Source organism: Azorhizobium sp. AG788 (genome assembly GCF_004364705.1).
GTDB classification, from domain to species: Bacteria; Pseudomonadota; Alphaproteobacteria; order Rhizobiales; family Xanthobacteraceae; genus Azorhizobium; species Azorhizobium caulinodans.
On the sequence record NZ_SOBM01000002.1, the window covers coordinates 147,172 to 171,049 of the forward strand.

The 23,878-nt window shown below is 67.4% G+C and carries 22 protein-coding genes; 12 read left to right on the forward strand and 10 right to left on the reverse strand.

The annotated features are described in order from the left end of the window. Nucleotides 1-11: 11 nt before the first annotated feature. The 4 genes from DFO45_RS04670 to DFO45_RS04685 are packed head-to-tail and all read right to left on the reverse strand — an operon-like array spanning nucleotide 12 to nucleotide 4,283. Nucleotides 12-1,463: an NAD-dependent succinate-semialdehyde dehydrogenase gene (locus tag DFO45_RS04670; RefSeq protein WP_133863974.1), complete on the reverse strand. Its 1,452-nt coding sequence runs from the start codon at nucleotides 1,461-1,463 to the stop codon at nucleotides 12-14. A 41-nt stretch (nucleotides 1,464-1,504) separates the two neighbouring features. After that, on the reverse strand, nucleotides 1,505-2,968 hold the full coding sequence (locus DFO45_RS04675; protein WP_133863975.1) for an aldehyde dehydrogenase family protein: 1,464 nt from the start codon (nucleotides 2,966-2,968) through the stop codon (nucleotides 1,505-1,507). Nucleotides 2,969-2,972: 4 nt separating this feature from the next. Further along, a complete protein-coding gene (locus DFO45_RS04680) occupies nucleotides 2,973-3,326 on the reverse strand; it encodes a cupin domain-containing protein (protein ID WP_133863976.1) in 354 nt (117 codons plus the stop codon). Between the two features lie 27 nt (nucleotides 3,327-3,353). Further along, nucleotides 3,354-4,283, reverse strand: coding sequence for a glyoxylate/hydroxypyruvate reductase A (locus DFO45_RS04685; protein ID WP_133863977.1), 930 nt, complete (start codon nucleotides 4,281-4,283; stop codon nucleotides 3,354-3,356). Nucleotides 4,284-4,537: 254 nt separating this feature from the next. On the opposite strand from DFO45_RS04685, the gene DFO45_RS04690 reads away from it, so the two are divergent. Further along, nucleotides 4,538-5,422: a GNAT family N-acetyltransferase gene (locus tag DFO45_RS04690; protein ID WP_133863978.1), complete on the forward strand. Its 885-nt coding sequence runs from the start codon at nucleotides 4,538-4,540 to the stop codon at nucleotides 5,420-5,422. A 32-nt stretch (nucleotides 5,423-5,454) separates the two neighbouring features. Here the strand turns inward: DFO45_RS04690 and DFO45_RS04695 are convergent, their stop codons facing one another. Together DFO45_RS04695 and DFO45_RS04700 are read right to left on the reverse strand one after the other, a co-directional pair. After that, complete coding sequence (locus DFO45_RS04695; protein ID WP_133863979.1) at nucleotides 5,455-6,054, reverse strand: biliverdin-producing heme oxygenase; 600 nt, start codon at nucleotides 6,052-6,054, stop codon at nucleotides 5,455-5,457. 199 nt (nucleotides 6,055-6,253) lie between these two features. After that, nucleotides 6,254-7,210 (reverse strand): LysR substrate-binding domain-containing protein, encoded by a 957-nt coding sequence (locus DFO45_RS04700; protein WP_133863980.1) that lies wholly within the window; start codon nucleotides 7,208-7,210, stop codon nucleotides 6,254-6,256. Nucleotides 7,211-7,335: 125 nt separating this feature from the next. Here DFO45_RS04700 and DFO45_RS04705 point away from each other — a divergent pair, with 125 nt between their 5' ends. Continuing rightward, a complete protein-coding gene (locus tag DFO45_RS04705; protein WP_133863981.1) occupies nucleotides 7,336-8,745 on the forward strand; it encodes an amidase family protein in 1,410 nt (469 codons plus the stop codon). Nucleotides 8,746-8,751: 6 nt separating this feature from the next. On the opposite strand, the gene DFO45_RS04710 is transcribed toward DFO45_RS04705, so the two are convergent. Further along, on the reverse strand, nucleotides 8,752-9,456 hold the full coding sequence (locus DFO45_RS04710) for a GntR family transcriptional regulator (protein ID WP_245517951.1): 705 nt from the start codon (nucleotides 9,454-9,456) through the stop codon (nucleotides 8,752-8,754). Nucleotides 9,457-9,595: 139 nt separating this feature from the next. Here DFO45_RS04710 and DFO45_RS04715 point away from each other — a divergent pair, with 139 nt between their 5' ends. From DFO45_RS04715 to DFO45_RS04740, 6 genes are all read left to right on the forward strand, one after another. Then, complete coding sequence (locus tag DFO45_RS04715) at nucleotides 9,596-10,363, forward strand: class II aldolase/adducin family protein (protein ID WP_012170571.1); 768 nt, start codon at nucleotides 9,596-9,598, stop codon at nucleotides 10,361-10,363. A 38-nt stretch (nucleotides 10,364-10,401) separates the two neighbouring features. Beyond that, on the forward strand, nucleotides 10,402-11,973 hold the full coding sequence (locus DFO45_RS04720; RefSeq protein WP_133863982.1) for an ABC transporter substrate-binding protein: 1,572 nt from the start codon (nucleotides 10,402-10,404) through the stop codon (nucleotides 11,971-11,973). A 93-nt stretch (nucleotides 11,974-12,066) separates the two neighbouring features. Further along, a complete protein-coding gene (locus DFO45_RS04725; protein WP_133863983.1) occupies nucleotides 12,067-13,044 on the forward strand; it encodes an ABC transporter permease in 978 nt (325 codons plus the stop codon). Then, entirely contained in the window at nucleotides 13,041-13,880 is an 840-nt protein-coding gene (locus DFO45_RS04730) for an ABC transporter permease (RefSeq protein ID WP_012170574.1), read from the forward strand. The genes DFO45_RS04725 and DFO45_RS04730 overlap by 4 nt, the downstream gene beginning before the upstream one ends. A 10-nt stretch (nucleotides 13,881-13,890) precedes the next feature. Beyond that, nucleotides 13,891-15,528, forward strand: a complete 1,638-nt coding sequence (locus tag DFO45_RS04735) for an ABC transporter ATP-binding protein (RefSeq protein WP_133863984.1) — start codon at nucleotides 13,891-13,893, stop codon at nucleotides 15,526-15,528. A gap of 88 nt (nucleotides 15,529-15,616) precedes the next feature. Further along, on the forward strand, nucleotides 15,617-16,648 hold the full coding sequence (locus DFO45_RS04740) for a histone deacetylase family protein (RefSeq protein WP_133863985.1): 1,032 nt from the start codon (nucleotides 15,617-15,619) through the stop codon (nucleotides 16,646-16,648). Nucleotides 16,649-16,699: 51 nt separating this feature from the next. On the opposite strand, the gene DFO45_RS04745 is transcribed toward DFO45_RS04740, so the two are convergent. Next, a complete protein-coding gene (locus tag DFO45_RS04745; protein ID WP_133863986.1) occupies nucleotides 16,700-17,485 on the reverse strand; it encodes an SDR family oxidoreductase in 786 nt (261 codons plus the stop codon). Between the two features lie 165 nt (nucleotides 17,486-17,650). Here DFO45_RS04745 and DFO45_RS04750 point away from each other — a divergent pair, with 165 nt between their 5' ends. The 4 genes from DFO45_RS04750 (at nucleotide 17,651) to DFO45_RS04765 (ending at nucleotide 20,964) form a co-directional block, all read left to right on the forward strand. Then, entirely contained in the window at nucleotides 17,651-18,562 is a 912-nt protein-coding gene (locus DFO45_RS04750; protein ID WP_133863987.1) for a LysR family transcriptional regulator, read from the forward strand. 106 nt (nucleotides 18,563-18,668) lie between these two features. After that, nucleotides 18,669-19,082: a DoxX family protein gene (locus DFO45_RS04755; protein WP_133863988.1), complete on the forward strand. Its 414-nt coding sequence runs from the start codon at nucleotides 18,669-18,671 to the stop codon at nucleotides 19,080-19,082. A 21-nt stretch (nucleotides 19,083-19,103) separates the two neighbouring features. Beyond that, complete coding sequence (locus tag DFO45_RS04760; RefSeq protein ID WP_245517952.1) at nucleotides 19,104-19,970, forward strand: VOC family protein; 867 nt, start codon at nucleotides 19,104-19,106, stop codon at nucleotides 19,968-19,970. A 34-nt stretch (nucleotides 19,971-20,004) separates the two neighbouring features. Further along, nucleotides 20,005-20,964 carry a glutathione S-transferase family protein gene (locus DFO45_RS04765; RefSeq protein WP_133863989.1) on the forward strand — a complete coding sequence of 320 codons (960 nt, stop codon included), beginning with the start codon at nucleotides 20,005-20,007 and terminating at the stop codon, nucleotides 20,962-20,964. A 12-nt stretch (nucleotides 20,965-20,976) separates the two neighbouring features. Here DFO45_RS04765 and DFO45_RS04770 read toward each other — a convergent pair whose 3' ends face one another. Both DFO45_RS04770 and DFO45_RS04775 read right to left on the reverse strand, forming a co-directional pair. Further along, on the reverse strand, nucleotides 20,977-22,851 hold the full coding sequence (locus tag DFO45_RS04770; protein WP_166657049.1) for an FUSC family protein: 1,875 nt from the start codon (nucleotides 22,849-22,851) through the stop codon (nucleotides 20,977-20,979). A gap of 85 nt (nucleotides 22,852-22,936) precedes the next feature. Beyond that, complete coding sequence (locus tag DFO45_RS04775) at nucleotides 22,937-23,875, reverse strand: ABC transporter substrate-binding protein (protein ID WP_133863991.1); 939 nt, start codon at nucleotides 23,873-23,875, stop codon at nucleotides 22,937-22,939. Nucleotides 23,876-23,878: the final 3 nt, after the last annotated feature.

Below are 23,878 nucleotides of genomic sequence, written 5' to 3' on the forward strand. Positions count from 1 at the left end.
CCCTTTCTACGTCAGGCCAGCCCGCCGATGTGGAAGCTCTTCGTCTCCAGATATTCCTCGATGCCGACTTGCGCGCCCTCGCGGCCGAGGCCGGACTGCTTCACGCCGCCGAACGGCGCGACCTCGGTGGAGATGGTGCCGGTGTTGAGGCCCACCATGCCGAACTCCAGGGCCTCGGCCACCCGCCAGGAGCGCTTCAGGCTCTCGGTGAAGAAATAGGCCGCAAGGCCGAATGGAGTCCCGTTGGCAATGGCGATGGCCTCCTGCTCCGTATCGAAGCGGAAAAGGGGTGCGACGGGCCCGAACGTCTCCTCGCTCGCGAGCAGCATGTCGGTCGTGGCCTCGCCGAGCACGAGTGGCGCCGTGAACTGGCGTCCCGCCGGCAGTGCCGGCCGCCGCGAGAGCAGGCGGGCACCCTTGGCCATCGCGTCCTCGACGTGCCGCTCGATCTTCTCGATGGCGGCGTGGTTAATCATGGGGCCGATCTGGACGCCCTCGACCGTACCGGGGCCAACCTTCATGGCCGAGACGCGGGCGGACAGCTTCTCCGCAAAGGCGTCATAGATATCAGCCTGCACCAGGATGCGGTTCGCGCAAACGCAGGTCTGGCCGCCATTGCGGAACTTGGAGGCGATGGCGGCCTCCACCGCGAGATCGATGTCCGCATCGTCAAAGATGATGAAGGGAGCATTCCCGCCGAGTTCGAGGCTGAGCCGCTTCACGCTGTCGGAGGCCTGCCGCATCAACAGCGCGCCGACGCGGGTGGAGCCGGTGAAGGAAATCTTGCGGACCGTCAGGTTGGACGTGAGCTCCGTTCCGATGGCCGTGGGCATCCCGGTGACGATATTGATGACGCCGGCAGGAATGCCCGCCCGCTCGGCCAGAACGCCGAGCGCGAGGGCGGAGAAGGGCGTGAGCTCCGATGGCTTGATGACCACGGTGCAGCCGGCGGCAAGGGCGGGGGCCACCTTGCGGGTGATCATCGCATTGGGGAAATTCCAGGGCGTGACGATGCCGCAGACGCCCACCGGCTCCTTCAGCACGACGATGCGGCGGTCTGGCGTCGGCGAGGGGATCGTCGCGCCGCCGACGCGGCGGGCCTCTTCCGCGAACCACTTCACGAACGAGGACCCATAGCGGATCTCCGCCCGCGCCTCGGCCAGCGGCTTGCCCTGCTCCTTGGTGAGCAGTTGAGCGAGGTCCTCAAGATGCGCGATCATGAGGTCGTACCAGGATTCCAGAAGCTGGGCGCGCTCGGCATGGGTGCGTGCGCGCCACGGCATGAAGGCACGGGCGGCGGCATCGATGGCGGCGCGTGTCTCGGCCGCGCCGCAGTCGGGCACGATGCCGATCACGGCGCCCGTGGCCGGGTCAGTCACCTCGATCTGACCGCCGTCGGCGGCGTCCTGCCATTGACCGTCGATGAGGCATTGCTGGCGCAAGAGGCCCTGGGTGTCGAGCATGGGTGTTCCTCGCCTGAGTTTGGAAGAGGGGCGTGCCGGCGTCAGAGGCCGATCAGCACGCTTTTCGCCTTGCGGTTGGCCATGAAGGCCTCCCGGCCGAGATCCTTGCCGATGCCGGAGCCCTTGTAGCCACCGGTGGGCAGGATGTGGTCGCGGGAACGGCCGTAGCGGTTCACCCAGATGGTGCCGGCCTGCAACTGCCGGGTGACCCGCACCGCCCGCGAAAGGTCCCGTGTGTAGAGGCCGGCACAGAGGCCGTAGCTCGGATGGTCTGCGAGCGCGACCGCTTCCGCTTCGTCGCTGAAGGTCTGGGTCGTGAGCACGGGACCGAAGATCTCCTCGATCACGGCCGGCGAGCCGGGCGCCACGTGATCGAGGATGGTGGGCGCGTAGAAGAAACCGGGCCGCTCCAGCCGCCGCCCTCCGGCCCGAACCTGTGCGCCCGCCGACAAAGCGGCACCGACCAGGCTTTCGATGCGCCCGATCTGCCGCTCGGAAATGATGGGCGCATAGGCGGTTTCCGTCTCCCATGTGGGCCCCGGCCGGATACAGGCGAGGCGCGCCGCAATCTTTTCCAGCAGCGGCTCGGCGATCTCGCGGGCGACGATGAGGCGGGTTCCGGCAACGCAGGCCTGTCCTGCATTGGCCAGAATGCTGGTGGCGATGCAGCTTGCCGCGAGGCCGAGATCGGCGTCGGCAAACACCACCTGCGGGCTCTTGCCTCCCAGTTCCAGCGCCATGGGCTTGATGCCGGTGCGGGCGATATTGGCCATGATGGCCGCGCCCGCCGCCGTCGATCCCGTGAAGCTCACCTTCGATACGTGCGGATGGCCCGTGAGGGCGTTGCCCGTGATGGCCCCGTCGCCCAGCACGATATTGATGAGGCCGGCGGGGATGCCCGCTTCCACCGACAGTTCCGCCATGCGCAGCGTCGCGAAGGGCGTCATCTCGGAGGGTTTCAGCACCACCGCATTGCCGGCCGCAAGCGCGGGCGCCAGCTTCCACGCAGCCATGGAGAGGGGGAAGTTCCAGGGCGTGATGGCGCCGACGACCCCATAGGGCTCGGTCATGATGAGGCCGAGGCTGTCGTCGGCGGTGGGAACGAGATCGCCGCCCTCCTTGTCCGCGAATTCCGCGAAGAAGCGGATCTGCTCGATGGTGACGGGCAGGTCGCCCGCCATCAGGTCGCGGATCGGCCGCGTTGATGCCACCGCCTCCAGCCGTCCCAGTTCTTCCGCATGGGCCTCCATCAGATCCGCCCAGCGGTGCAGCGCCCGCACCCGGTCGCGCGGGCGAGTGCCGCCCCAGCCGCTGTCCTTCAGCGCCTTGCGAGCGCTCTCGACCGCCGCATCCACCATGTCCGGGCCGGCAATGGGGCAGGCGGCGAAGGCGACACCGTCCGAGGGGCGATGGAGGTCGATCTCCCCCGCAGCCGGCACCAGCCGGCCACCGATGAAATGGCCGCAGGGCAGGGTGACGGAGGCTGGATCGAAGCCGAGGCCCATGGCGTCAGCCCACCACCACGTAAATCTTGCGCACCGTCTCGATGGTGCGCCAGACGCCCACATAGCCGGGCTTCATCACGAAGCTGTCGCCGGCCCTGTAGATGACCGGCGTGCCGCCCTCCTCGGTGAGTTCAACGACGCCTTCGAGGATGTAGCAGAACTCGAACGTGTCGCCCTTGATGGAACGGGACGTGCCGGGCGTCGCCTCCCAGATGCCGGTGCGCACCGGCTCACTGCGTGAGGAGTCCTGCGCCCAGGTGCGAAAGACGGGATCGCCGGCGATCAGGCGGTCCGCATCGGGCTTCTTCTCCACGGGTTCGAAGCTGGGAGCAGTGTCGATGGTCTTGAGCAGGGACATGGATGGGCCCTTCTGGTTCGAGAGGGATCAGTAGCCGCGCGCGCGGTCCACGAGGCCGATGGGATCGAGCCCCGCCTCGTGGCGGCGGATATTCTCCAGCACCACTTCGGCGGCCGTGTCCGGCCGCGTCACGCTGGCGATGTGGGGGGTAATCATCACGTTCGGATGGGCCCAGAGCGGCGAGGTTGCCGGCAGGGGCTCGGGATCGGTGACATCGAGAACGGCCCCGGACACATGCCCGTCCTCGAGTGCGGCAAGCAAGGCCGCGCCGTCGAGCTGCGGCCCGCGCCCCACATGCACGAGGCCCGCTCCCGGCCGCAGGCGGCGGAGGCGCTCGCCGTTGAGGAAGCCGCGCGTTTCTTGAGTCAACGGCAGAAGGCAGACGAGGATGTCCGTGCGGGCGAGAAAGGCATCGAGCCCATCCGGCCCATGGCCGTGAAAGCAGGTGACGCCGGGCAGGTCGTGGGTGGAGCGGCTCCAGCCCGCGAGCGGAAAGCCGAATGGCGCAAGACGTTCAAGCACAGCCTTGCCGAGCATGCCGAGGCCGAGCACGCCGACGCTTCGCTCGTGCGCCCGCACGACCGCACGCGGCGTCCATTCGGCGCGGGCCTGCTGCGCGCGATAACCGAATATGTCGCGGTGCAGGGTAAGAACGCCGAGCGTCACATATTCCTGCATCATGCGCACGATGCCGTCTTCCATCATGCGCACCACCTTTACGTGCGGCGGCAAGGTATCGATGGGCATGTGGTCAACACCCGCGCCGACGCAGTACAGCACCTCCAACCGCGTATAGGCGGCAAGGTTCTGCGGGACGGTCCAGGAGATGATGTAGCGCACCCGTGCCGGATCGGCCTCCGCGGGCGAAAGGAAGAAGGGGATGTCCGGGCGGGCGCTGGCGAAGGCCGCCTTGAAGATGCGCCCGCGCCCGGCATCGGAATTGAACAGGAAGGCCAAGGCATGCTCCGGAGCCCGACGATGGACCCGCCGAGGGTGCCCGGCTGATTGCCGCAGATTCCATCAAAGGGCGGCGGGCGGACGATACATCCCGCCGAAAATCCGGCCCGCGGCAGTAAGGCCGGTCGGCGGAGGTCGGTCGATTACAATTCAGTCGAATGTGCTGCAAGGAGCGTGGCGCACAGGCGGATTCTGTTGTCGTCCGGCGTTACAACCGAAAGTGGGAGAGAAGCGCCGGGACAGGACGGGCAACCATGAACAGGGCAGATAGCCGGCTAGCGCTTCAATCGTTTGATACGCGCCTCACGGACATCAATGACGTCGACGTGGCGCATCTCCATGCCTTGTCGATCTCCGTCCGCTGGCCGCACAGGGCCGAAGACTGGGAGATGCTGCGCCAGTATGGCCATGGCGTTGCCGCCCTTGACGAGATCGGACGGGTGCTCGCGACCGCGATGTGGTTTCCCCATGATGCGGACTTCGCTACCGTGGGCATGATGATCACGGCCCCCCGCCTCCAGACGTACGGCGCCGGGCGCTGGACGCTGGAGCATGTGATCGGGCAGACGCACCCGCGCTTCCTTGGACTCAATGCCACGCGGGCGGGGCGGCGCCTCTATGCGTCGCTGGGTTTCGTTGCCGAGCGCACGGTCTTCCAGTGCCAAGGCGAGGCCGTGTTCATCGCAGACGATACGGATGGCGGTGAGGCGCGCGTCTTAAGAGCAGATGACCTGCCGCAGATCCTCGCCCTCGACCGGGCCGCCTTCGGTGCGGACCGCTCGAGGCTCTACGAGGCGCTGCTGTCCACGGCCCGCGCCGTGGTGCTCGAACGCGCCGGGCGGATCGTGGCGCATGGCCTCTGCCGTCGCTTCGGCCGGGGCCATGTGATCGGGCCGGTGGTCGCGTCCGATCCGCGCGACGCCATCGCGGTCTGCCTGCCGCACGTGCGCGACCATGCGGGGCAGTTCCTGCGCGTTGACACGCGCGAGGCGGAGGGCGTCTTTCCGGAATTCCTCATGCGTGCGGGGCTGGGGGTGTTCGACACGGTGACGACCATGTCGCTTGGTCGCCCCTTCCTGCCGCGCATCCCGGCGGACGGCCCGCGGGTCTTCGCCCTCGCGAGCCACGCGCTCGGCTGAGAGGCGCCGCGCCGTGGCGCGACACCGTGGGATCAGGCGAACTCGACCGCGATCCGGTCGGCGACCATGGCAAAGGCGGCTTCGGCGCCTGCAACGGCGCGGGCTTCATCCGCCTCCGAGAGGGGAACGGCGTCGAGCGCCGCCGTGAAAGTGCGCCAGTGCAGGCCGCGGCCCGCGGGATGGCCGGCGAGATGCCGCGCCCCGAAATCCTCATTGAGATTGAGCTTGGCGGCCGCCTTCAGCAGAAAGGCGGCGCCGAGGTTCGAGCCCTCCACCACATAGAGCCAGCCGAGAGCGGAGGCGACATCGGCCGGGGCGTCCGACGCTGCCGGCAGCTCGGGGAGGCTGACGCCGAGGTCGGCGGCGTCCTGTTCCACGAGGTCCAGCCGTCGGCGGCCCGCCAGATCCGGGATAAGCGCGGCGAGGGCCGGGCTGCGGAACAGCGGGTCGACAGCGTGGTGAATGCGGTACTGCAGGCGGACGAAGCGGCCGAAATTCTCGCGCGAGGCGAAGGGATCAGCGGCCATGATCTGGCGGTCGATCCGTTCGTGGGCCGCCTGGGTGGCCGCTTTCATGCGCTTCGCGCGGCTTTCCTCGCGCAACGGCGCGCGTTCCAGCTCAAGAACGTCCATGAAACCCGCTCCTTCAACTTAAAATGCTTCCAATTCCTATGTACTCATTTCCGGTTAATGGCTGAAAATGGGTACCTGAACTGACCATATAACGTCTTTCTCCGCGCTGAGAACTGTCCCGTTTGCCTCTGTCATACGAAAAATGCGGCTTGGCTCCATTCCGGGAGGTGCTGCGCGGGTCCTCGAAGGTCACAACCCATCAGGCCGGAAGGAGTTCGTTTTCCTCTTCCGGTTTGGCTACGGCGAAGCGGCGCGGCCCGAGTTCACGGAACATGGCGTGCATCTCCGCGATGAATTCCGTGAGGAAGCGCGGTTTGCGATCGCCATAGGGGTCGATCACGATCAGGTTCGGCGGCGGCAGGGGATCGGCGATGGGGCGGCGGCAGAGATCGGGCGTGTCCGCCGCGACCCGGGTCATGGGGCGCAGGTTCAGGATGGTGAGGCCGAAACCCGCCTCCACCGCCGCGCGCACGGTGTCATAGGATCGGGTGCGGAAGCTGATGCGCCGCCCCAGGCCCGACATGTCCACGATGGAGGTGAGATAGGCGCCGGTCTGCGGCAAATCGAGCAGGATGTGCGGGCGCTCCGCAAGAGCTGCCAGCGGCACCGCGTCGAGCCGCGCCAGCGGATCGTCCGCGCGCATCAGCACATGCGCCGGCACCTTGCAGATCCGCGTGATCTCGCCGGCAAAGGGCGGCCCCATCTCGTATGTGACGGCGGCATCGATATGACCGGTGTCGAGCCAGTCGCGCAGTTGCAGTTGGTCGGCTTCCATCACGCTGATGTCGATGGAGCCCGTGCGGGCCACCAGGCGGCGTAGCACCTCCGGCATGAACAGCGGCCCAAAGGGCAGGAAGCAACCGATGCGGATCAGGCGGGGCGGGCGATCCGCCAGCGAGCCGATCTCCCGCACGAACTCCGTTTCCGCGGCCAGCAGGCCCCGCGCTGCGGCGATGAAACGTTCGCCAGCCGGCGTGGTGCGCATGCCCTGGGACGGGCGTCGCATGAACATGCGCGCTCCGATGTCGGCCTCCGCGAGATCGATGGCGGCGAGGATGGAGGACTGCGAAATGGAGAGTTCGCGGGATGCCGCCTGGATGGAGCCGAGGCGCGCGACTTCGACCACATAGCGCACCTGTCGGAGGGAGAGGCTCATCCAATCATCCAGAAAATAAAAGAATGTTCTCCGAATAATACATTTTGTGGGAGGCCTCGGGAAGGTCATTCTGCCTTTCAAAGGTGCAGCGGAAATTTTGCTGCATTTGCGAGCAGGGGTTGCGTATGGCCGGGCTTTCTTCGTTTCTCGCCAAGGATGAAGGACCGCAGGTGGCGGCCCTCACGCAGGCTTTTGCGCGCCGCACACTGTCGCCCGTGGAAGTGACGGAGGCCGCCCTCGCGCGCGCCGAAGAGATCAGCCCGGCGCTCAATGCGTTCCTGTCCATCGATCATGAGCGCGCGCTTGCCGCTGCGCGGGCGGCGGAAGCGCGCTGGGCCAACGGGACGGCGCTCTCGCCCATCGACGGCATTCCGACGACCCTCAAGGACATCGTGTGGGTGAAGGACTGGTCGGTCCGCTACGGCAGCGGCACGACGCCCGCCCAGCCCTATGCCGAGGATGCGCCCTCCGTTCGGCGCCTGCGCAGCGCCGGCGCGGTCTTCATCGGCCTTACCACCTCGCCTGAGTTCGGCTGGAAGGCGGTGACGGATAGCCCCGCCTTCGGCATCACGCGCAATCCCCATGATCCCAGCCGCACGCCGGGCGGGTCCTCCGGCGGTGCGGCGGTCGCGGCCGCTGCGGGAGCGGGCGTGCTCCATCTCGGCACCGACGGAGGCGGCTCGATCCGTGTTCCCTCGGCCTTTTCAGGCATCGCCGGCTTGAAGCCGACCTTCGGCCGCGTTCCCGCTTTCCCGGCGAGCGCCTTTGGCACGGTGGCCCATATCGGTCCCATGGCTCGCCACGCCGCAGACCTCGCCCCCATGCTGGCGGCAATGTCGGGCCGTGATCTTGCAGACTGGGCGCAGGGAGCGGGCGCGCTGGCGCCGCTGGGCATGCGCCTTCATCCGGATTTTCCGAAGGGAGCGCGCATCGGCGTCTGGTCCACGCCGCCATGCGGCGCCGTCGAAGCCCCGGTGGCCGTGGCCTTCCAGGCCGCGCTGAAGGTGCTGGAGGCGCAGGGGGCGATTCTGGAGCCCATCGACCTGCCGCGGGCCGATCGGGTGACCGGCGTGTTCGAGGCCCATTGGTACGGCGGGGCCGCGGCCCGCCTTGCGGCCATTCCAGAGGACGATCGTAGCGGCATCGACCCCGGATTCCTGGAGATCGCGGCGGAGGGCGCGCGTCAGTCGGCGATCGATCTGATGCGGGCACAGGCGGAGCGCGGGGCCTTCGGTGCCGCCATGGATGCCCTGCTCGAGTCCTACGACTTCATCGTCTCGCCGGGCGTCGCGGTGCTTCCGTTCACCGCCGGGGCGCTGGTGCCGGAGGGAAGCGGATTGAAGCGCTGGCATCTCTGGGCCGGCTTCAGCTTCCCCATCAATCTCAGCCAGCAGCCGGCCGCGGTCGTGCCGCTGGCGTCCACGGCGGAGGGACTTCCGCGTTCCTTCCAGATCGTTGGCGCCCGTGGCGCGGACGGAGCGGTGCTGGCTGCAGCCGAGGCGCTGGAGCCGCTGCTCAAGGATGCCGGGCGATGAGCGGCCTCAGCCTTTCGATTCTTCGCTCTCGCGGGCGGCAAGGAGCTTGACCACATGCGCGCGCGCCACACCGACATGATGGTCGATGGCCGCGCACCAGCGCTCGCCGTCGCGCGAGAGAAGCGCGTCGAGCACGGGATCGTGGGTGCGGGCGATCACGTCCGCATCGTCGTAGAGATGGCCGATGACCGTGATGCCGAAACGCATCTCGTCGGTGAGTTCGTCATAGACACGCAGCAGCCGGGCATTGCCGGAGAGCGCGCAGATCAGGCGGTGGAAGGCGAAGTCCTCTTCTACCTGCCGGCCGGGATCGCTGCGGGTTTCGTGGATGCGCGCGGCCTGCGTCCTGAGGGCCGCCGCCATTTCGGGGGTGAGCGTCGCGCAGACCGCACGTCCCGCATGGCGTTCAAGGCACAGGCGCAGGTCGTAGGCATCATCGAGCGCGGCGGCGGTGAGATCGCGCACGAAGAAGCCCCGGCGCGGCTGGGAAACCACCAGCCCGCGGTTTTCCAGCAGGCGCGCCGCCTCGCGCAGCGGCGCACGGGAGACGCCGATTTCGGCGGCCAGATGCACCTCGTTGAGCCGGGCGCCGGGGGCAAAGCGCCCGCCGATGATGGCTTCGGACAGGGCCGTAGCGATGCGGCTGACCAGATCCTCGGGAGCCAGCGCACCGAGCGCTCCGCTCTCCACCTCATGCTTTGCGCGCGGCACGTTCACCCTCGTTTGGTCGCAGGCAGAGCCTGCTTAAATTTTCCACACCGTCGATTGTCGACAGTTTCAAATCTATGTGCCTACGATGAAGCCCGTCAAATGTCGCGTGGCGCGGCACCGATGCGCAAGGGAGGGTGAGATGGGCGCTCATGTGAGCCTGGGTTCGGAACAGTTGGCAGCCAGCGCGCGGACGGATCTCGCGGCCGCCTACCGGTTGCTCGCCCATTTCAAGATGGACGACAGCATCTTCACCCACATCTCCGCCAAGGCCGGCGTGGGTGAGCAGTTTCTCATCAACTCCTACGGTACGCGCTTCGACGAGGTGAAGGCATCCGAGCTCGTCACCATCGACATTGACGGCACCGTGCTCGACGATCCGCGCGGCCACGGCATCAATGCTGCGGGCTTCGTCATCCACTCCGCCATCCATGGCGCCCGGCCGGAGATCGGCTGCGTGCTGCACACGCATACTGTGGCCGGTGTGGCCGTTGCGTGCATGGAGGAGGGGCTTCTGCCCATGAACCAGTGGTCGCTCCAGTTCCACGACCGCATCGCCTACCATGATTTCGAGGGCATCGCCGTCAATCTGGAGGAACGCGCGCGTCTGGTGGCGGACCTTGGGACGCACAAGGCGATGATCCTGCGCAACCACGGCCTTCTCACCTGCGGCCGGACCGTAGGCGAAGCCTTTGTCCTCATGCACAATCTGGAGCGCGCCTGCCAGGCGCAGGTGGCGGCGCTGGGCACCGGCCGGCCGATCCGGCTGCCGCCGCGCGAGATCGCCGATCTCACCGCCCGCCAGTATGAGACCTGGGACGACCTGCACGCCGCCTCCGGCGCGGTCGATCCCGAGTGGGCCGCCTTCCTGCGGCTCACCCGCGCCGTGGCGCCCGATTTCGAACACTGAAGGCTCAATCAACAATCCTTCCAGGGGAACAAGCCGTCATGAAAGCGAAATTGCTCGGTACACTTGCGGCGTCCGTCGCGCTTTCCGTCCTCGCCGCGGGCGGCGCATTCGCCCAGCAGGGCACGCCCAAGGAGGGCGGCCGCGCCAATGTGGTGATCCAGCCGGAGCCGCCGGGGCTCATGGTCGGCATCCTTCAGAATGCCCCGACCCAGATGGTGGCCGGCAACATCTACGAGGGCCTGCTGCGCTATGACGAGAAGCTGCAGCCGAAGCCCCAGCTTGCCAAGTCCTGGACCATTTCCGAGGACGGGAAGACTTACACCTTCAAGCTCCAGCCCGGCGTGAAGTGGCATGACGGCAAGCCCTTCACGGCGGCCGACGTGGTGTTCTCCGCCGACGTCTTCCTGCGCAAGACCAATCCGCGCACGCGCGCCTCGCTCGCTTATGTGGAGAGCATTACCGCGCCGGACGACGAGACGGTGGTGTTCCAGCTGAAGCAGCCCTTCGGCCCCTTCATCCGTATGTTCGAGGTCGGCACCATGCCCATGGTGCCCAAGCACATCTATGAGGGCACCGACTTCCTCACCAATCCGGCGAACAATACGCCCATCGGCACCGGTCCCTTCAAGTTCGGAGAATGGGTGAAGGGCTCCTATATCAAGCTCGTCAAGAACCCGGACTATTACGAGAAGGGCAAGCCCCATCTCGACGAGATCTACTGGCACATCATCCCGGATGCCGCGGCCCGCGCGGTCGCCTTCGAGACCGGCAAGGTGGACATCCTGCCTGGCGGGTCGGTGGAGAATTTCGACATTCCCCGCCTCGCCAAGACGAAGAATGCCTGCATCACCGACAAGGGCTGGGAGTTCTTCGCGCCACAGTCCTGGCTCTGGTTCAACCATCGCGGCGGTCTGACGGCGGACCCTCGCTTCCGCAAGGCGGTGTCCTACGCCATCGACCGCAACTTCGCGCTCGACGTGCTGTGGAACGGTATGGGCGCGGTATCCGACGGTCCCTTCGCCCAGTCCACGTCCTTCCGCGATGACAAGGCGGTGGTGAAGTATCCCTACGATCCCGCCAAGGCCAAGGCACTGCTCAAGGAGATGGGCTACAAGGGCGAGCCGGTGCGCTTCACGCCCATGCCCTATGGCGAGACCTGGCTGCGCTGGGCCGAGGCCATCAAGCAAAATCTGGAAGATGTCGGCATCAAGGTCGAGATGGTGAACACCGACGTCGCGGGCTGGAACAAGAAGCTCGGCGACTGGGATTTCGATATCTCCATCACCTTCCTCTACCAGTATGGCGACCCGGCGCTGGGCGTTTCCCGCGCCTATATCTCCTCTAACATTGCCAAGGGCTCGCCCTTCAACAATGTGGGCGGCTATTCCAACCCCGAGGTGGACAAGCTGTTTGCCGAGGGCGCCGTCGGCTTCCCCGACAGCGAGCGCCAGAAGGCCTATTCCGCCGTCCAGAAGAAGCTGACGGAGGATGCGGTCTATGACTGGCTCATCGACCTCAAGTTCCCGACGCTGACCCATTGCAACGTCAAGAACCTCATCACCACCGGCATCGGTGTGAATGACGGCTTCAAGGACGCCTGGATCGAGTGATCCGCCAGCCCCGAAACGGGCTTCGCGCAGCGCACCCGGGCGGCGGTTCCCCCGCCGCCGCCCCGTCGTTTCCGCCGACGAGATCCGCCCTACATGCAGACCCTGCAGTTTCTCCTTTGGCGGCTGGCCAAGGGCATCCTTGTGGTGCTCGCCATCGTCATTCTTGATTTCTTTCTCATCCACATGGCGCCGGGCGATCCGGCTTCCGTGATGGCCGGCGAGTCCGGCGCCACCGACGAGGCCTTCGTCCAGCAATTGCGGGTGAAGTTCGGGCTGGATCAGCCGCTCACCACGCAGCTCGGCCTCTATCTGTGGGGCGTCGTGCGGCTTGATCTCGGCTTCTCGCACCGCCAGCAGATGCCGGTGCTGGATCTGGTGCTCGACCGCCTGCCGGCGACCCTGCTGCTCACCGGCGCGGCCTTCGTCTTCTCGCTCACGCTCGGCGTCGTCCTCGGCGCGTGGGCGGCGGCCCACAAGGGGCGTCCCCTGGATCGCATCATCACCACCGTTTCGCTGGTGTTCTATGCCGCGCCGCTATTCTGGATGGCGCTCATGGCCGTGCTCATCTTCTCCGTCTGGCTCGACTGGCTGCCGGCCTTCGGCATCCGTGATGTGGGTGGCGACGCCGGCCTGCTCGACCGGACGCTCGACGTGGCGCGCCATCTGGTGCTGCCGGCGGTGACGCTCGGCCTCTTCTTCACTGCGGTCTATGTGCGCATAACGCGGGCCTCCATGATCGAGGTGGCGCGGCAGGATTTCGTGAAGACCTGCCGGGCCAAGGGCCTGCCTGAGCGCGTGATCCTGCGCCGGCACGTGCTGCGCAATGCGGTGCTCCCCGTCGTCACCCTCGCCGGTCTTCAGGCCGGACAGATGGTGGGCGGCGCGGTGATGACAGAGACGGTGTTCGCCTGGCCGGGCATCGGCCGCCTCATGTACGAGGCGCTGATCCAGCGCGACTACAACCTGCTGCTCGGCGTCTTCGTGGTCTCCGCCGCCATGGTGGTGGTGTTCAACATCCTGACCGATCTCGTCTACCGCATGGTGGACCCGCGCATCGAGGTGTCGCGATGAAGGGCTTCTGGTCCCGCTTCTGCCGGCACAAGGCTGCCGTCGCCGGGCTTGTCGTGGTGGTGCTGCTGGTCGCCGTCGCGCTCGCCGCGCCCTATCTCTATCCCGCTTCGCCCTGGAAGATGGTCCAGCGGCCCTTCCTCGCGCCCTTCGTGAATGCCGCCGTGCCCCTGGGCACGGATACGCTCGGCCGCAATGTGGCGAGCGGCCTCGTGCATGGGGCGCGCGTCTCGCTGCTCATCGGCACGGTCTCGACGCTGGTGGCCCTCGTGATCGGCGTGCCGATCGGCGCCATCGCCGGCTATTTCGGCGGGATCGTGGATGACCTGCTGATGCGCGTCACCGAATTCTTCCAGACGGTGCCGAGCTTTGCGCTGGCCATCGTCCTTGTGGCGATCTTCCAGCCGAGCCTCGTTTCCATCGTCACTGCCATCGGCATCGTCGGCTGGCCGCCGGTGGCGCGGCTGGTGCGCGGCGAGGTGCTGGCCCAGCGCAAGCGCGAATATGTGGAAGCGGCCATCCTCTGCGGACAGTCGCATTTCACCATCATCACCCGCCAGATCCTGCCCAACGTGGTGTCGCCCATCGTGGTGCTGGCCTCGCTGATGGTGGCGACCGCGATCCTGCTGGAAAGCTCGCTCTCCTTCCTCGGCCTCGGCGACCCGTCCGTCATGTCGTGGGGTTACATGGTGGGCGCGGCGCGCACGGTGGTGCGGCAGGCCTGGTGGCTCTCCGTCCTGCCGGGCCTCGCCATCGTGATCGCCGTGCTCGCTATCAATCTGGTGGGCGAGGGGCTGTCGGAAGCGCTCGACCCGCGCTCGGCCCGCGACCATGCGTGAGGAGCGTGCCATGAGCGAACAGCCCATCCTCTCCGTCTCCGGCCTTGCCATCCAGTTGCCGGCGGGCGCCGACCGGCTCTACGCGGTGGAGCATGTCAGCTTCGACATCCATCGCGGCGAGACGCTCGCCATCGTGGGTGAAAGCGGCTCGGGCAAATCCATGTCCGCCAATGCGGTGATGGGCCTGCTGCCGCCCGGCACCCGCGTGGCGCAGGGGCAGGCGCTGCTCGAGGGCGAGGATGTGCTTCGCCTCGATCCGGCCGCCATGCGGGCCATCCGGGGCCGGCGCATCGGCATGATCTTCCAGGAGCCGATGACTGCCCTTGATCCGCTCATGCGCGTGGGCGAGCAGATCGCCGAAGTGTTCGAGGCCCACGGTCTCTATTCGACGGCGGAGCGGCGGGCGCGGGCGCTCGCGCTGCTCACCGAGGTGGGCATTCCCGAGCCCGAGCGGGCGATCCACGCCTATCCCTTCCAGCTCTCCGGCGGCCAGCGCCAGCGCGTCATGATCGCCATGGCGCTGGCGCTCGATCCGGTGCTGCTGATCGCCGACGAGCCGACCACGGCGCTGGACGTGACGACGCAGGCGCAGATCCTGAAGCTGATCCGCGAACTGCAGGAGAAGCATGGGACCGCGGTGATGTTCATCACCCACGACTTCGGCGTGGTGGCGGACATTGCCGACCGTGTGGTGGTGATGCGGCAGGGGCGCGTGGTCGAAACCGGCACGGCAGTGGACGTGCTCGGCAACCCTCAGCACGAGTACACGCAGGCGCTCATTGCCGCCATTCCGACCGGGCGCGCGACCGGTGCGCCGGCAGCAAAGGCCGAGCGTCAGGTGGTGCTGGAGGTGAAGGGCCTCACCAAGACCTATACGAGCCCCACCGGCTTCCTGAAGCCGCCCCGCGTGGTCCATGCGGTGCGCGATGTGAGCTTCACCCTTGCGCGCGGCGAGACGCTGGGCGTCGTGGGCGAGAGCGGCTCGGGCAAGTCCTCGCTTGGCCGCTGCCTCGTGCGGCTGATCGAGCCGGACGGCGGTTCGATCAGGGTGGATGGGCAGGAGACCATGGGCCAGTCGGCGGGCGAGATGCGCCTGTGGCGCCGGCGCATGCAGATGGTGTTTCAGGATCCCTACGGCTCGCTCAATCCGCGCACCCGTGTGGGCCGGATCATCGCTGAAGGGCCCATCGCCGCCGGCGTGCCGGTGAAGGAGGCGCTTCAGAAGGCGGGCGATCTCCTGAAGCTGGTGGGCCTCGATCCCTCCGCCCTCGATCGTTTCCCGCATGAGTTTTCCGGCGGGCAGCGCCAGCGCATCGGCATTGCCCGCGCGCTGGCGCTTGATCCCGAGATCATCATTGCCGACGAGGCGGTGTCGGCCCTCGACGTGTCCATTCAGGCGCAGGTGCTGCGCCTTCTGGCGGACCTGAAGGTCCGGCTCAACCTCGCGCTCGTCTTCATCACCCATGATCTCAGGGTGGCCGCCACCATCTGCGACACGGTGGCGGTGATGCGCAAGGGCGAGGTGGTGGAGATGGGCCCGGCCGCCGATATCTTCGGCGCGCCGAAGCACGAATATACCCGCCGCCTCATCGAGGCGATCCCGGGCCGCAGCGAGGGCGATGCCTTCGCGGGCCGGGCGGCGGTCTGACCTGCGTTCCCGCGCGCCACGGCGGCGGGCGGGAGCCTTGCGCACGGTGGCAGAGTTCGCCCCGTGCGGTGAGAGCACGAGGACTGTGATGAAGTTCATTTTCGATCCGCGCCAGCTGCTGCATGACCCGGAACTCTATTTCCGCCGTGGCGCCTTCATTCCCCATCCCGAACAGCCCCAGCGCGCCATTCTCGTGCGCGATGCGCTGCTTGCGGCCGGCCATGAGATGGAGGCGCCGCGCGACCACGGCATCGCACCGGTGAAGGCGGTGCATGACGAGGGCTATGTGGACTTCCTGCTCACCGGCTGGCCGGAATGGGTGAAGGCCACCGGCACCACCGTGCCCGCCGTGCCGAACTATCACACGGACCGGCGCACCTGGCGCGTGCCGAAGGGCGTCATCGGAAAGCTCGGTTATTATTCGACCGACACGTCCTGCCCGCTCGTGGAGGGCACGGCCACGGCCATCTACTGGTCGGCGCAGACGGCCATCGAGGCGGCCGAGCGGGTGCGCACGGGCGCGACGGACCACATCTATGCCCTGTGCCGTCCGCCCGGCCACCATGCGGTGCAGGACGCGAGCTGGGGCTTCTGCTTCTTCAACAATGCGGCGGTGGCGGCCCAGCATCTGCGCGGGCGCTTCGGCAAGGTGGCGATCCTCGACGTGGATACGCACGCCGGCAACGGCACGCAGGACATCTTCTATGAGCGTGGCGACGTGCTCTATGTCTCCATTCACACTGATCCCAGCGACTATACCCCCTTCTTCCTCGGCTATGAGGATGAGACCGGGCGCGGGGAGGGCGCGGGCGCGACCCGCAATCTCGTGCTCCCGGTTGGGGCGGGCGTGGAGGACATTCTCGCGCGCTATGACGCGGCGGTGGAGATCATCCGCGCGTCCGGCGCCGAGGCGCTGGTGCTCTCCCTCGGCCTTGACATGTCGAAGGACGATCCGCTCTCCCTCGTGGGCATGACCACGGAGGGCTTCCGCATCGGCGCGACGAAGCTCGCAGCGCTCGGCCTGCCGACGGTTATCGTCCAGGAGGGCGGCTATCTCGGGCCGTCCCTGTCGGACAATGCCGTCGCCTTCCTCGGCGCCTTCGAGGCGGCGCGGACGTAGCGGTCGATGAAAGCTCCCCGACGCAAGTTTGGCGCGCCGGGGAGTCGAACGTCAGCCGCGCGCGGCACCGCGCAGGGTGGGCAGGCCGATGCCGGCCGCCTCGAAGCCGCCATCCACCGCCAGAACCTGGCCCGTGATGTAGCTCGACTTGTCCGAGCACAGGAAATAGATGGCTTCCGCCAGCTCTTCCTCGCGGCCGTAGCGGTTGAGCGGTATGGCGTCATGATAGTCGGCGCGGATCGCCGGCGAATGCACCGCTTTCGCCATGGCCGTGTCCACGGGGCCGGGCGCCACCGCATTGACGCGGATCCCCATTTCACCCAGCTCCACCGCCAGTTGCTTCGTCAGGTGCGCGAGGCCGGCCTTGCTGGTGCCGTAGGCGCTGCGCAGGGTGGACGCCCGAAGGCCCGAGATGGAGGTGATGTTCACGATCGCCCCGCCGCCCTCGCGGGCCATGATGGGCGCGGCCGCCGTCGTGCAGAGGAAGGGGCCGGTGAGGTTCACGGCCAGCACCCGCTCCCATTCGTCGTCCGCCGTTTCCAGGAGCGGCTTGAAGACCGCAACGCCGGCATTGTTCACCAGCGCGTCGATGCGACCGAACTTGGCGACCAGTTCCTCCATGGCCGCGGCCACGCCGGCGCGGCCGGAGACGTCGCATTCGATGGCGAGCGTGCGGTGATCCTCCCCCAGTTCGGTCACCACGGCGCGGAGCGCGGGACCATCGATGTCCAGGAGGCCGACGCGCCAGCCTTCGTCGAGGAAGCGGCGGGCGGCGGCAAGGCCGATGCCACGCGCGGCGCCCGTCACGAGGGCGACTTTATCGATGGAAGCGTTCATGTTCTTATCCATTGTTGGCGTTGCATATTTCCTAGTCCGCGCGCGAGGGCGAGGAAAGCAATAAAGCTTCCATCCGCACCGGGAATTTCTTCGGTTCCATGATGCGGACCTGGATGCGATCTCTGGTGGTTGCCCGTGTCTCACGGGGTGATCTGTGGTGGTGTGATGGAGCGTCTGACCTGTGACCGCATGTTCGTGGCCGTGCTGGACACCGGCAGCTTCTCCGCGGCTGCCGAAAGGCTCGGAACCAGCAGCGGGCAGGCCTCCAAGCTTGTCTCGCGTCTGGAGACGGAGCTTGGCGTGCAACTGCTCAAGCGCACCACGCGGGCGCTCTCCCCCACGGAAGTGGGGCAGGCTTATTATGAGCGCATCAAGCCGCTGCTCGATGAATTCGACGCCCTCGATGCCTCGGTACGCAATGCCTCCGGCGCGCCGGCGGGGCGGCTGCGTCTCAGCGCGCCCATGTCGTTCGGGCACATCCAGCTCATGCCGCTGCTGCTCGATTTTGCCCGTGCCTTTCCGCAGATCCAGCTCGACGTGAGCTTTTCCGACCGGCTGGTGAACGTGGTGGATGAAGGTTTTGACGCCGCCATCCGTATCGGATCACCGAGGGATTCGAGCCTGATCGCGCGCAAGCTGTGCGACTCGCAGATCATGTGGCTGGCCTCGCCCGCGTATCTCGCCGCCCATGGAACACCGCAGACACCGCAGGACCTGGTCCGGCACGCCTGCATCATCGACGACAATTTCCCCGAGCCGCTGGTCTGGCGGTTCCAGACACCCGATGGCGCCGGCGATGCGGTCACGGTCTCCGGCCGCATGCGCTTTTCCAGCGGCGAAGCGTGCCTCGCCGCAGCCGAGGCCGGGCTCGGCATCGCCCGCATGCCCACCTTCATCGCCGGGCCGAAGCTCAAGGCCGGGACGGTGGTGCCGCTCTTTCGCGATTTGATGCCACCGGCGCGGGGCGTCTATGCGCTCTATCCGCCGGGGCGCCATCTCGCCGTGAAGGTGCGCGCGCTCGTCGATTTCCTCGCCAATTGCTATCGGGGCCAGCCCGAGTGGGACCGTGGCTGGTAGGTCGATCTCTTCCATTATGGAAGGAAACTGTCCCGTCTCGCCCGCTTAATCGCTCCGCTTCGGAAGAGGATAGTCCTCTCATCTTCACTTCCAGCGGATTTCATCCATGTCCGACAGCCGTACCGCCCCTTACGCCGCCTTGCTTCTGCGCCTCGCGCTCGGCATCCTGTTTCTCGCCCATGCGGGCCTGAAGATCTTCGTCTTCACCCCCGCGGGCACTGCCGCCTTCTTCGGCTCCCTGGGCCTGCCCGGCTGGTTTGCCTATGTGACCATCTGCTGGGAAGTCCTGGGCGCCGCCGCGCTCATCCTCGGCATCTTCCCCCGGCTCGTCGCCATTCTCATGATCCCGGTGCTGGCGGGCGCCATTGCGACCGTGCATGGTCCGGCCGGCTTCTTCTTCACGAACCCCAAGGGCGGCTGGGAATTTCTGGCGCTGTGGATCGCAGGCCTTCTGGCTCTGGCGCTCATCGGTGACGGTGCCTTTGCCCTGAAGTCCACGCCGGTCGGCGCGCGCCGGTGAGGCGCAACAGGAGGACGGACCATGACCGCAACCCTCGCCCCCTCTGCTCACGCGCCTGCAAGCGGCTTGTCGCTCGCCATGGGCCGGGTGGTGCTGACCGTGCACGACCTCGCCGGCGTCGCCGCCTTCTATGAGCGTGCGGTCGGCCTTCACCGGCTGCGGGGGGATGGGGAACATGTCGAACTCGGCGTGCGCGGTACCGTCCTCCTGGAACTGCGGCGGGACGCGGCTGCGCGCCGCTCCACCGCCCGCGAGGCGGGCCTGTTCCATACGGCCTTCCTGCTGCCCAGCCGGGTGGATCTTGCCCGCTGGACGCATCACGCCATGGCCGACCGGGTGCCGGTGGTCGGCGCCTCCGATCATGCGGTGAGCGAAGCCATCTATCTCACCGACCCGGAAGGCAACGGCGTGGAGATCTATGCCGACCGCCCCGCCAGCGCGTGGCGCTGGGACAATGGCTCGATCCATATGGTCACAGAGGCCCTGCGCTTCGACACGCTCATGGCCGAGCCCGGCGCCGACACGCCCTGGCAGGGTTTTCCGGAAGGCGCGGTGGTCGGTCACGTGCATCTGCAGGTGGGCGCGGTGCCGACCGCGGAGGCCTTCTATGCCGGCGTGCTGGGCTTCGACATCACGACCCATTATCCCGGCGCGGCCTTCTATGCCGCCAATGGCTATCATCACCATCTGGCGACAAACATCTGGAACAGCCGGGGCGCGGCGGTTCGCACCTATCCGTCCACGGGCCTTTCGGAATTCGCGCTTGTGGCGGGGCCGGACCGGATGGAGGGCATCCGGGCCCGTACGGGGGAAACGGGGCCGGCCTTCACGGTGACCGATCCCTGGGGGACAGTCGTGCGGATGATCGAGGACGGCGGCGCGCACTGACCGCGCAGCGGCACGAAAGGGCGAGGGACCGAACATGCTCGTGGATGGAAAATGGACCGCCGACTGGCAGCCGGTTCAAGCGACCGACGCCAAGGGCGGTTTTGTCCGGCAGGTTTCCGGCTTCCGCAGCTTCGTCACGCCGGATGGTGCGCCCGGACCGACGGGCGAGGGCGGCTTTCCCGCCGAGGCGGGCCGCTACCACCTCTATGTGGCCCTCATCTGTCCTTGGGCCTCGCGCACCCTCATCGCTCGCAAGCTCAAGGGGCTGGAGGATGCGATCTCGGTCAGCGTGGTGGAGCCGGCGCTGACGGAGGAAGGGTGGCGCTTCGGCGATTATCCGGGTGCCGATCGCGACACGCTGAACGGAGCCACCTTCCTGCACGAGCTCTATTCCCGCGCCGATGCCCATTATACGGGTCGGGCGACCGTGCCGGTGCTGTGGGACAAGGTACGCGGCACCATCGTCAACAATGAGTCCGCCGACATCCTGCGGATGCTCAATTCCGGCTTCGGTGCGCTCGCCCGGTCCGACCTCGACCTTTATCCCGCCGACTTGAGGGAGAGGATCGACGAACTGAACGCGCGCATCTATCCGCGCCTCAACAACGGCGTTTATCGCGCGGGTTTTGCGACCACGCAGGGCGCCTATGAGGAGGCGTTCGCGGACGTCTTCGGAATGCTCGACGAGCTGGATGTGCGCCTTGCGGCTGGCGGCCCCTATCTCTTCGCGGATCGCTTCACCGAGGCGGACATCCGTCTCTTCGTGACGCTGGTGCGTTTCGACGCCGCCTATCACGGCCTCTTCAAGTGCAACCAGCGCATGCTGAAGGACTATCCCGCGCTCTCGGACTATCTGCGTCGGGTGCTCGACCTGCCCGGGGTACGGGAGACGGTGAACATCGACCATATCAAGCGCGGCTATTATTCGATCCGCGCCCTCAACCCCACGGGCATCGTACCCGTCGGGCCGGACCTCTCGGCGCTGGGACTGTGAGAGTCTGAGCGATCAGGCGCTGCGGCCGATACGCAGCACTGGAAGCAGCGCCGTGAGGGCTGCCTGAGCCACCCGCAGGTCCCCATCCGCATGTGCGGCGGTGATGGTGCCAAGTCTGGCCGCTGCACCATCGGGGTCACGCCGCAGGTCCGCCAGTGCTTCGAGGGCGTCCGTCAGCGCGGCCTGTTCCGGGGCGGCGGCTGACGCGAGTCTCAGGCGCAGGCGGGCGATGGTCTCGCCGAGCGCGAGGGCCGAGAGCAGGCTCCAGCGCCGTTCCGCGCCCCGGCGCGAGCCCCGTTCCAGATGGATGCTGAGCCGCATCATGCCCCGCCGCACCTGTTCCGCATCGCTGGTGCCACGCGTCTCCGGGCGGGCAAGGCGGGCGAGATCATCGGCGAGCGCTTGCGCCAGCCGCCGCGCCGTTCCGATCCGATTGCGTGGCAAAAGGCGCACGACGGTGGTCGCCAGACCTGCGGCCAGGATGAGGGCAAAGCCGCCGCTCAGGATGTCGCGCGCATCCGTCACCGCAGGCAGCACGGCCTGACTCGCCAGCAGGAAGCACATGTTGGCATCAATGGCGGGAATGGCGGTGCGTCGGCTCAGCCGGGCGAAGGCGCCGAGCATCAGGAACGGGGCGAGTGACAGCACCAGTTCCAACGGCGTTGCGATGTGCGGCTGGATGCCGAAACGGTAGAGCGTGGCAATCGCCACGCCTGCGAGCACGCCGCAGAACATCAGCGGCGCCATGCGGCGCGGCGCCGGCAGCACGCCCATCACCATGCCGAAGATGCAGACGCCGAGCGCCAGAAGCTCGCCCGCATTCGACGCCAACAGGAAGGCGATGGTGGCCGCAAGGGTTGTTGAAATGCCGGTGAAGATCCCGAGTAGCAGCGCCTTGCGCCGGTCGGCCAGCGGAGAGAACAGGACCGTGCGCAACGTGCTGTGGCCTTCCCCCGCCGCCTCGGCTTCGGCGCCGAGCGCCGCATGGCTTTCCATCATCCGCCGGAGCGCGGCGCGCACATCGGTGTCCTGCACCCGGTCCGTCGCGGGTGCGAGGGCGTCGAGGCGGCCATCTTGCAACACCCGCTGGGCCACGGCGCGGGCGCTCGCTTCCTCAAGGGCGGGATGCCCGCTCGGCGCGGCGAAGGCGTGCCGCTGCAACTGGGCGAGAAGGCCGAGGGTCGCGACGATGAAGGCATCGATCCGGCGCAGCCGGCGGTAGCCACTCATGGAGCCGGCAGTGACCTGGGCGGCGGCGGCCTGGAGATCGGCGATCTCCTTCAGCAGCCGCCGTTCGTCGGAGCCGCGCAGCGGGGCCTGCATGGTCAGGGCTGTGACCAGCACGTCCTCGGCCAGGGCGGCGAGCCGGGTCCGGAACTCCTCGACGGACGAGCGTGGCGTCCACAAGGCCGTGACGAGCGTGACCACCAGCACGCCGATCAGCGTGCATTCCACGCGGGCGAGGGCGAGAGCCGGGCCGTGAGCGGGATGGAGGAGCGAGGGCAGCAGCACCACGGCGGCCGTCATGCCCGCGAGCATGGCGCCATAGCTGTGAACGCCACGCATGAGGTGCAGGACGGCGGTCCAGCCGGCGATCCAGAGGCCGAGGCAGGCGAGGACGACGGCGGGACCGGGATCGAGCCACATAAGCGCGAAGCCGAAGGCGGCCCCCACCAGCGTGCCCACCACGCGGAAGACGGCACGTCCGATCAGCAGGCCCCGCGCCGGCTGCGACACCACCCAGACGGGCATCACCGCCCAATAGGCGCTCTCGATATGCAGGAAGGTCGCGATGGCGAAGGCGAGCCAGGCGGCGCAACCGACGCGCACCGCCTCCCAGAAGGTGCGCCGATCCAGCCCCAGCGTCCGGCCGAGCGTTTGAAACATCCCCATTCCCCCGTGCCGGCCGGAGACCTGAGGTCCGGCGGCGGTTCCATCCGGCGCGGCGGTGGTGCCGCCGCGCCGGGCCGGCTCACTTCAGTTCGGTGGCGTAATCGGCCAGCGGCAGCTCCTTGGTGATGAGCTTGCTGTCCAGCATGAACTTGGCGAAGGCCGTGTAGCGCGCGGCATCCAGCGGCCGGGGATCGCGGGCGAAAAAGGGCAGGGTGTCCTTCCAGGCCGTCTTGTTCAGCGAATTGTTGAGGTCCGGATAGGTCTTGGCGAAGGCAGTCCAGGTCTCGTCCGGGTGGGCGAGCAGATAGTCCGTGCCCTTCTTCAGCGCCGCCAGGAACTTGGCGATCTTCGGATCGTTCGCCTTGTCCTTGCGGGCGAGGACGATCAGTTCGTCATACATGGGCACGCCGTGGTCCTCGACATTGAAGATCAGCGGCTTGCCGCCGACTTCGCGGATCTCGGTAGCCTCGAAGTTGCGGAAGCCGCCCACCACGCCGTCCACCTGGCCGGACATGAGCGCGCTGACGAGCTGGAAGTTCACGTTGATGAGCGTCACGTCGTCAATCGAGACGCCGGCGGTCTTCAGCATGGCGGTCAGGGTCGCCGTCTCGACGCCGCTCACGGAATAGCCGATCTTCTTGCCCTTGAAGTCCTTCAGGCTCTTGATGCCCTTGCCCTCCAGCGCCGCGAGGGTGTTCAGCGGCTTGTCGATGAGTGTGCCGACGCGCACCACCGGCAGGTTCTCCTCCGCCAGCAGATAGAGCTGCGGCTGGTAGGAGAGGGCGATGTCCGCCTGTCCCGCCGCCAGCAGGCGGGGCGGCATGGAGGGATCGGCGGGCGGCACGATCTCAACCTCAAGCCCGGCCTCCTTGAAGGCGCCGATGGAGTCGGCGACCAGGATCGGGGCGTGGTCGGGATTGACGAACCAGTCCAGCAGCACCGTCACCTTGTCCGCCGCAAAGGCGGGGCTGAGGCCGAACAGGGCGAGCGCCGCGCCGAGAACCATCTTCCTGAGCATTCC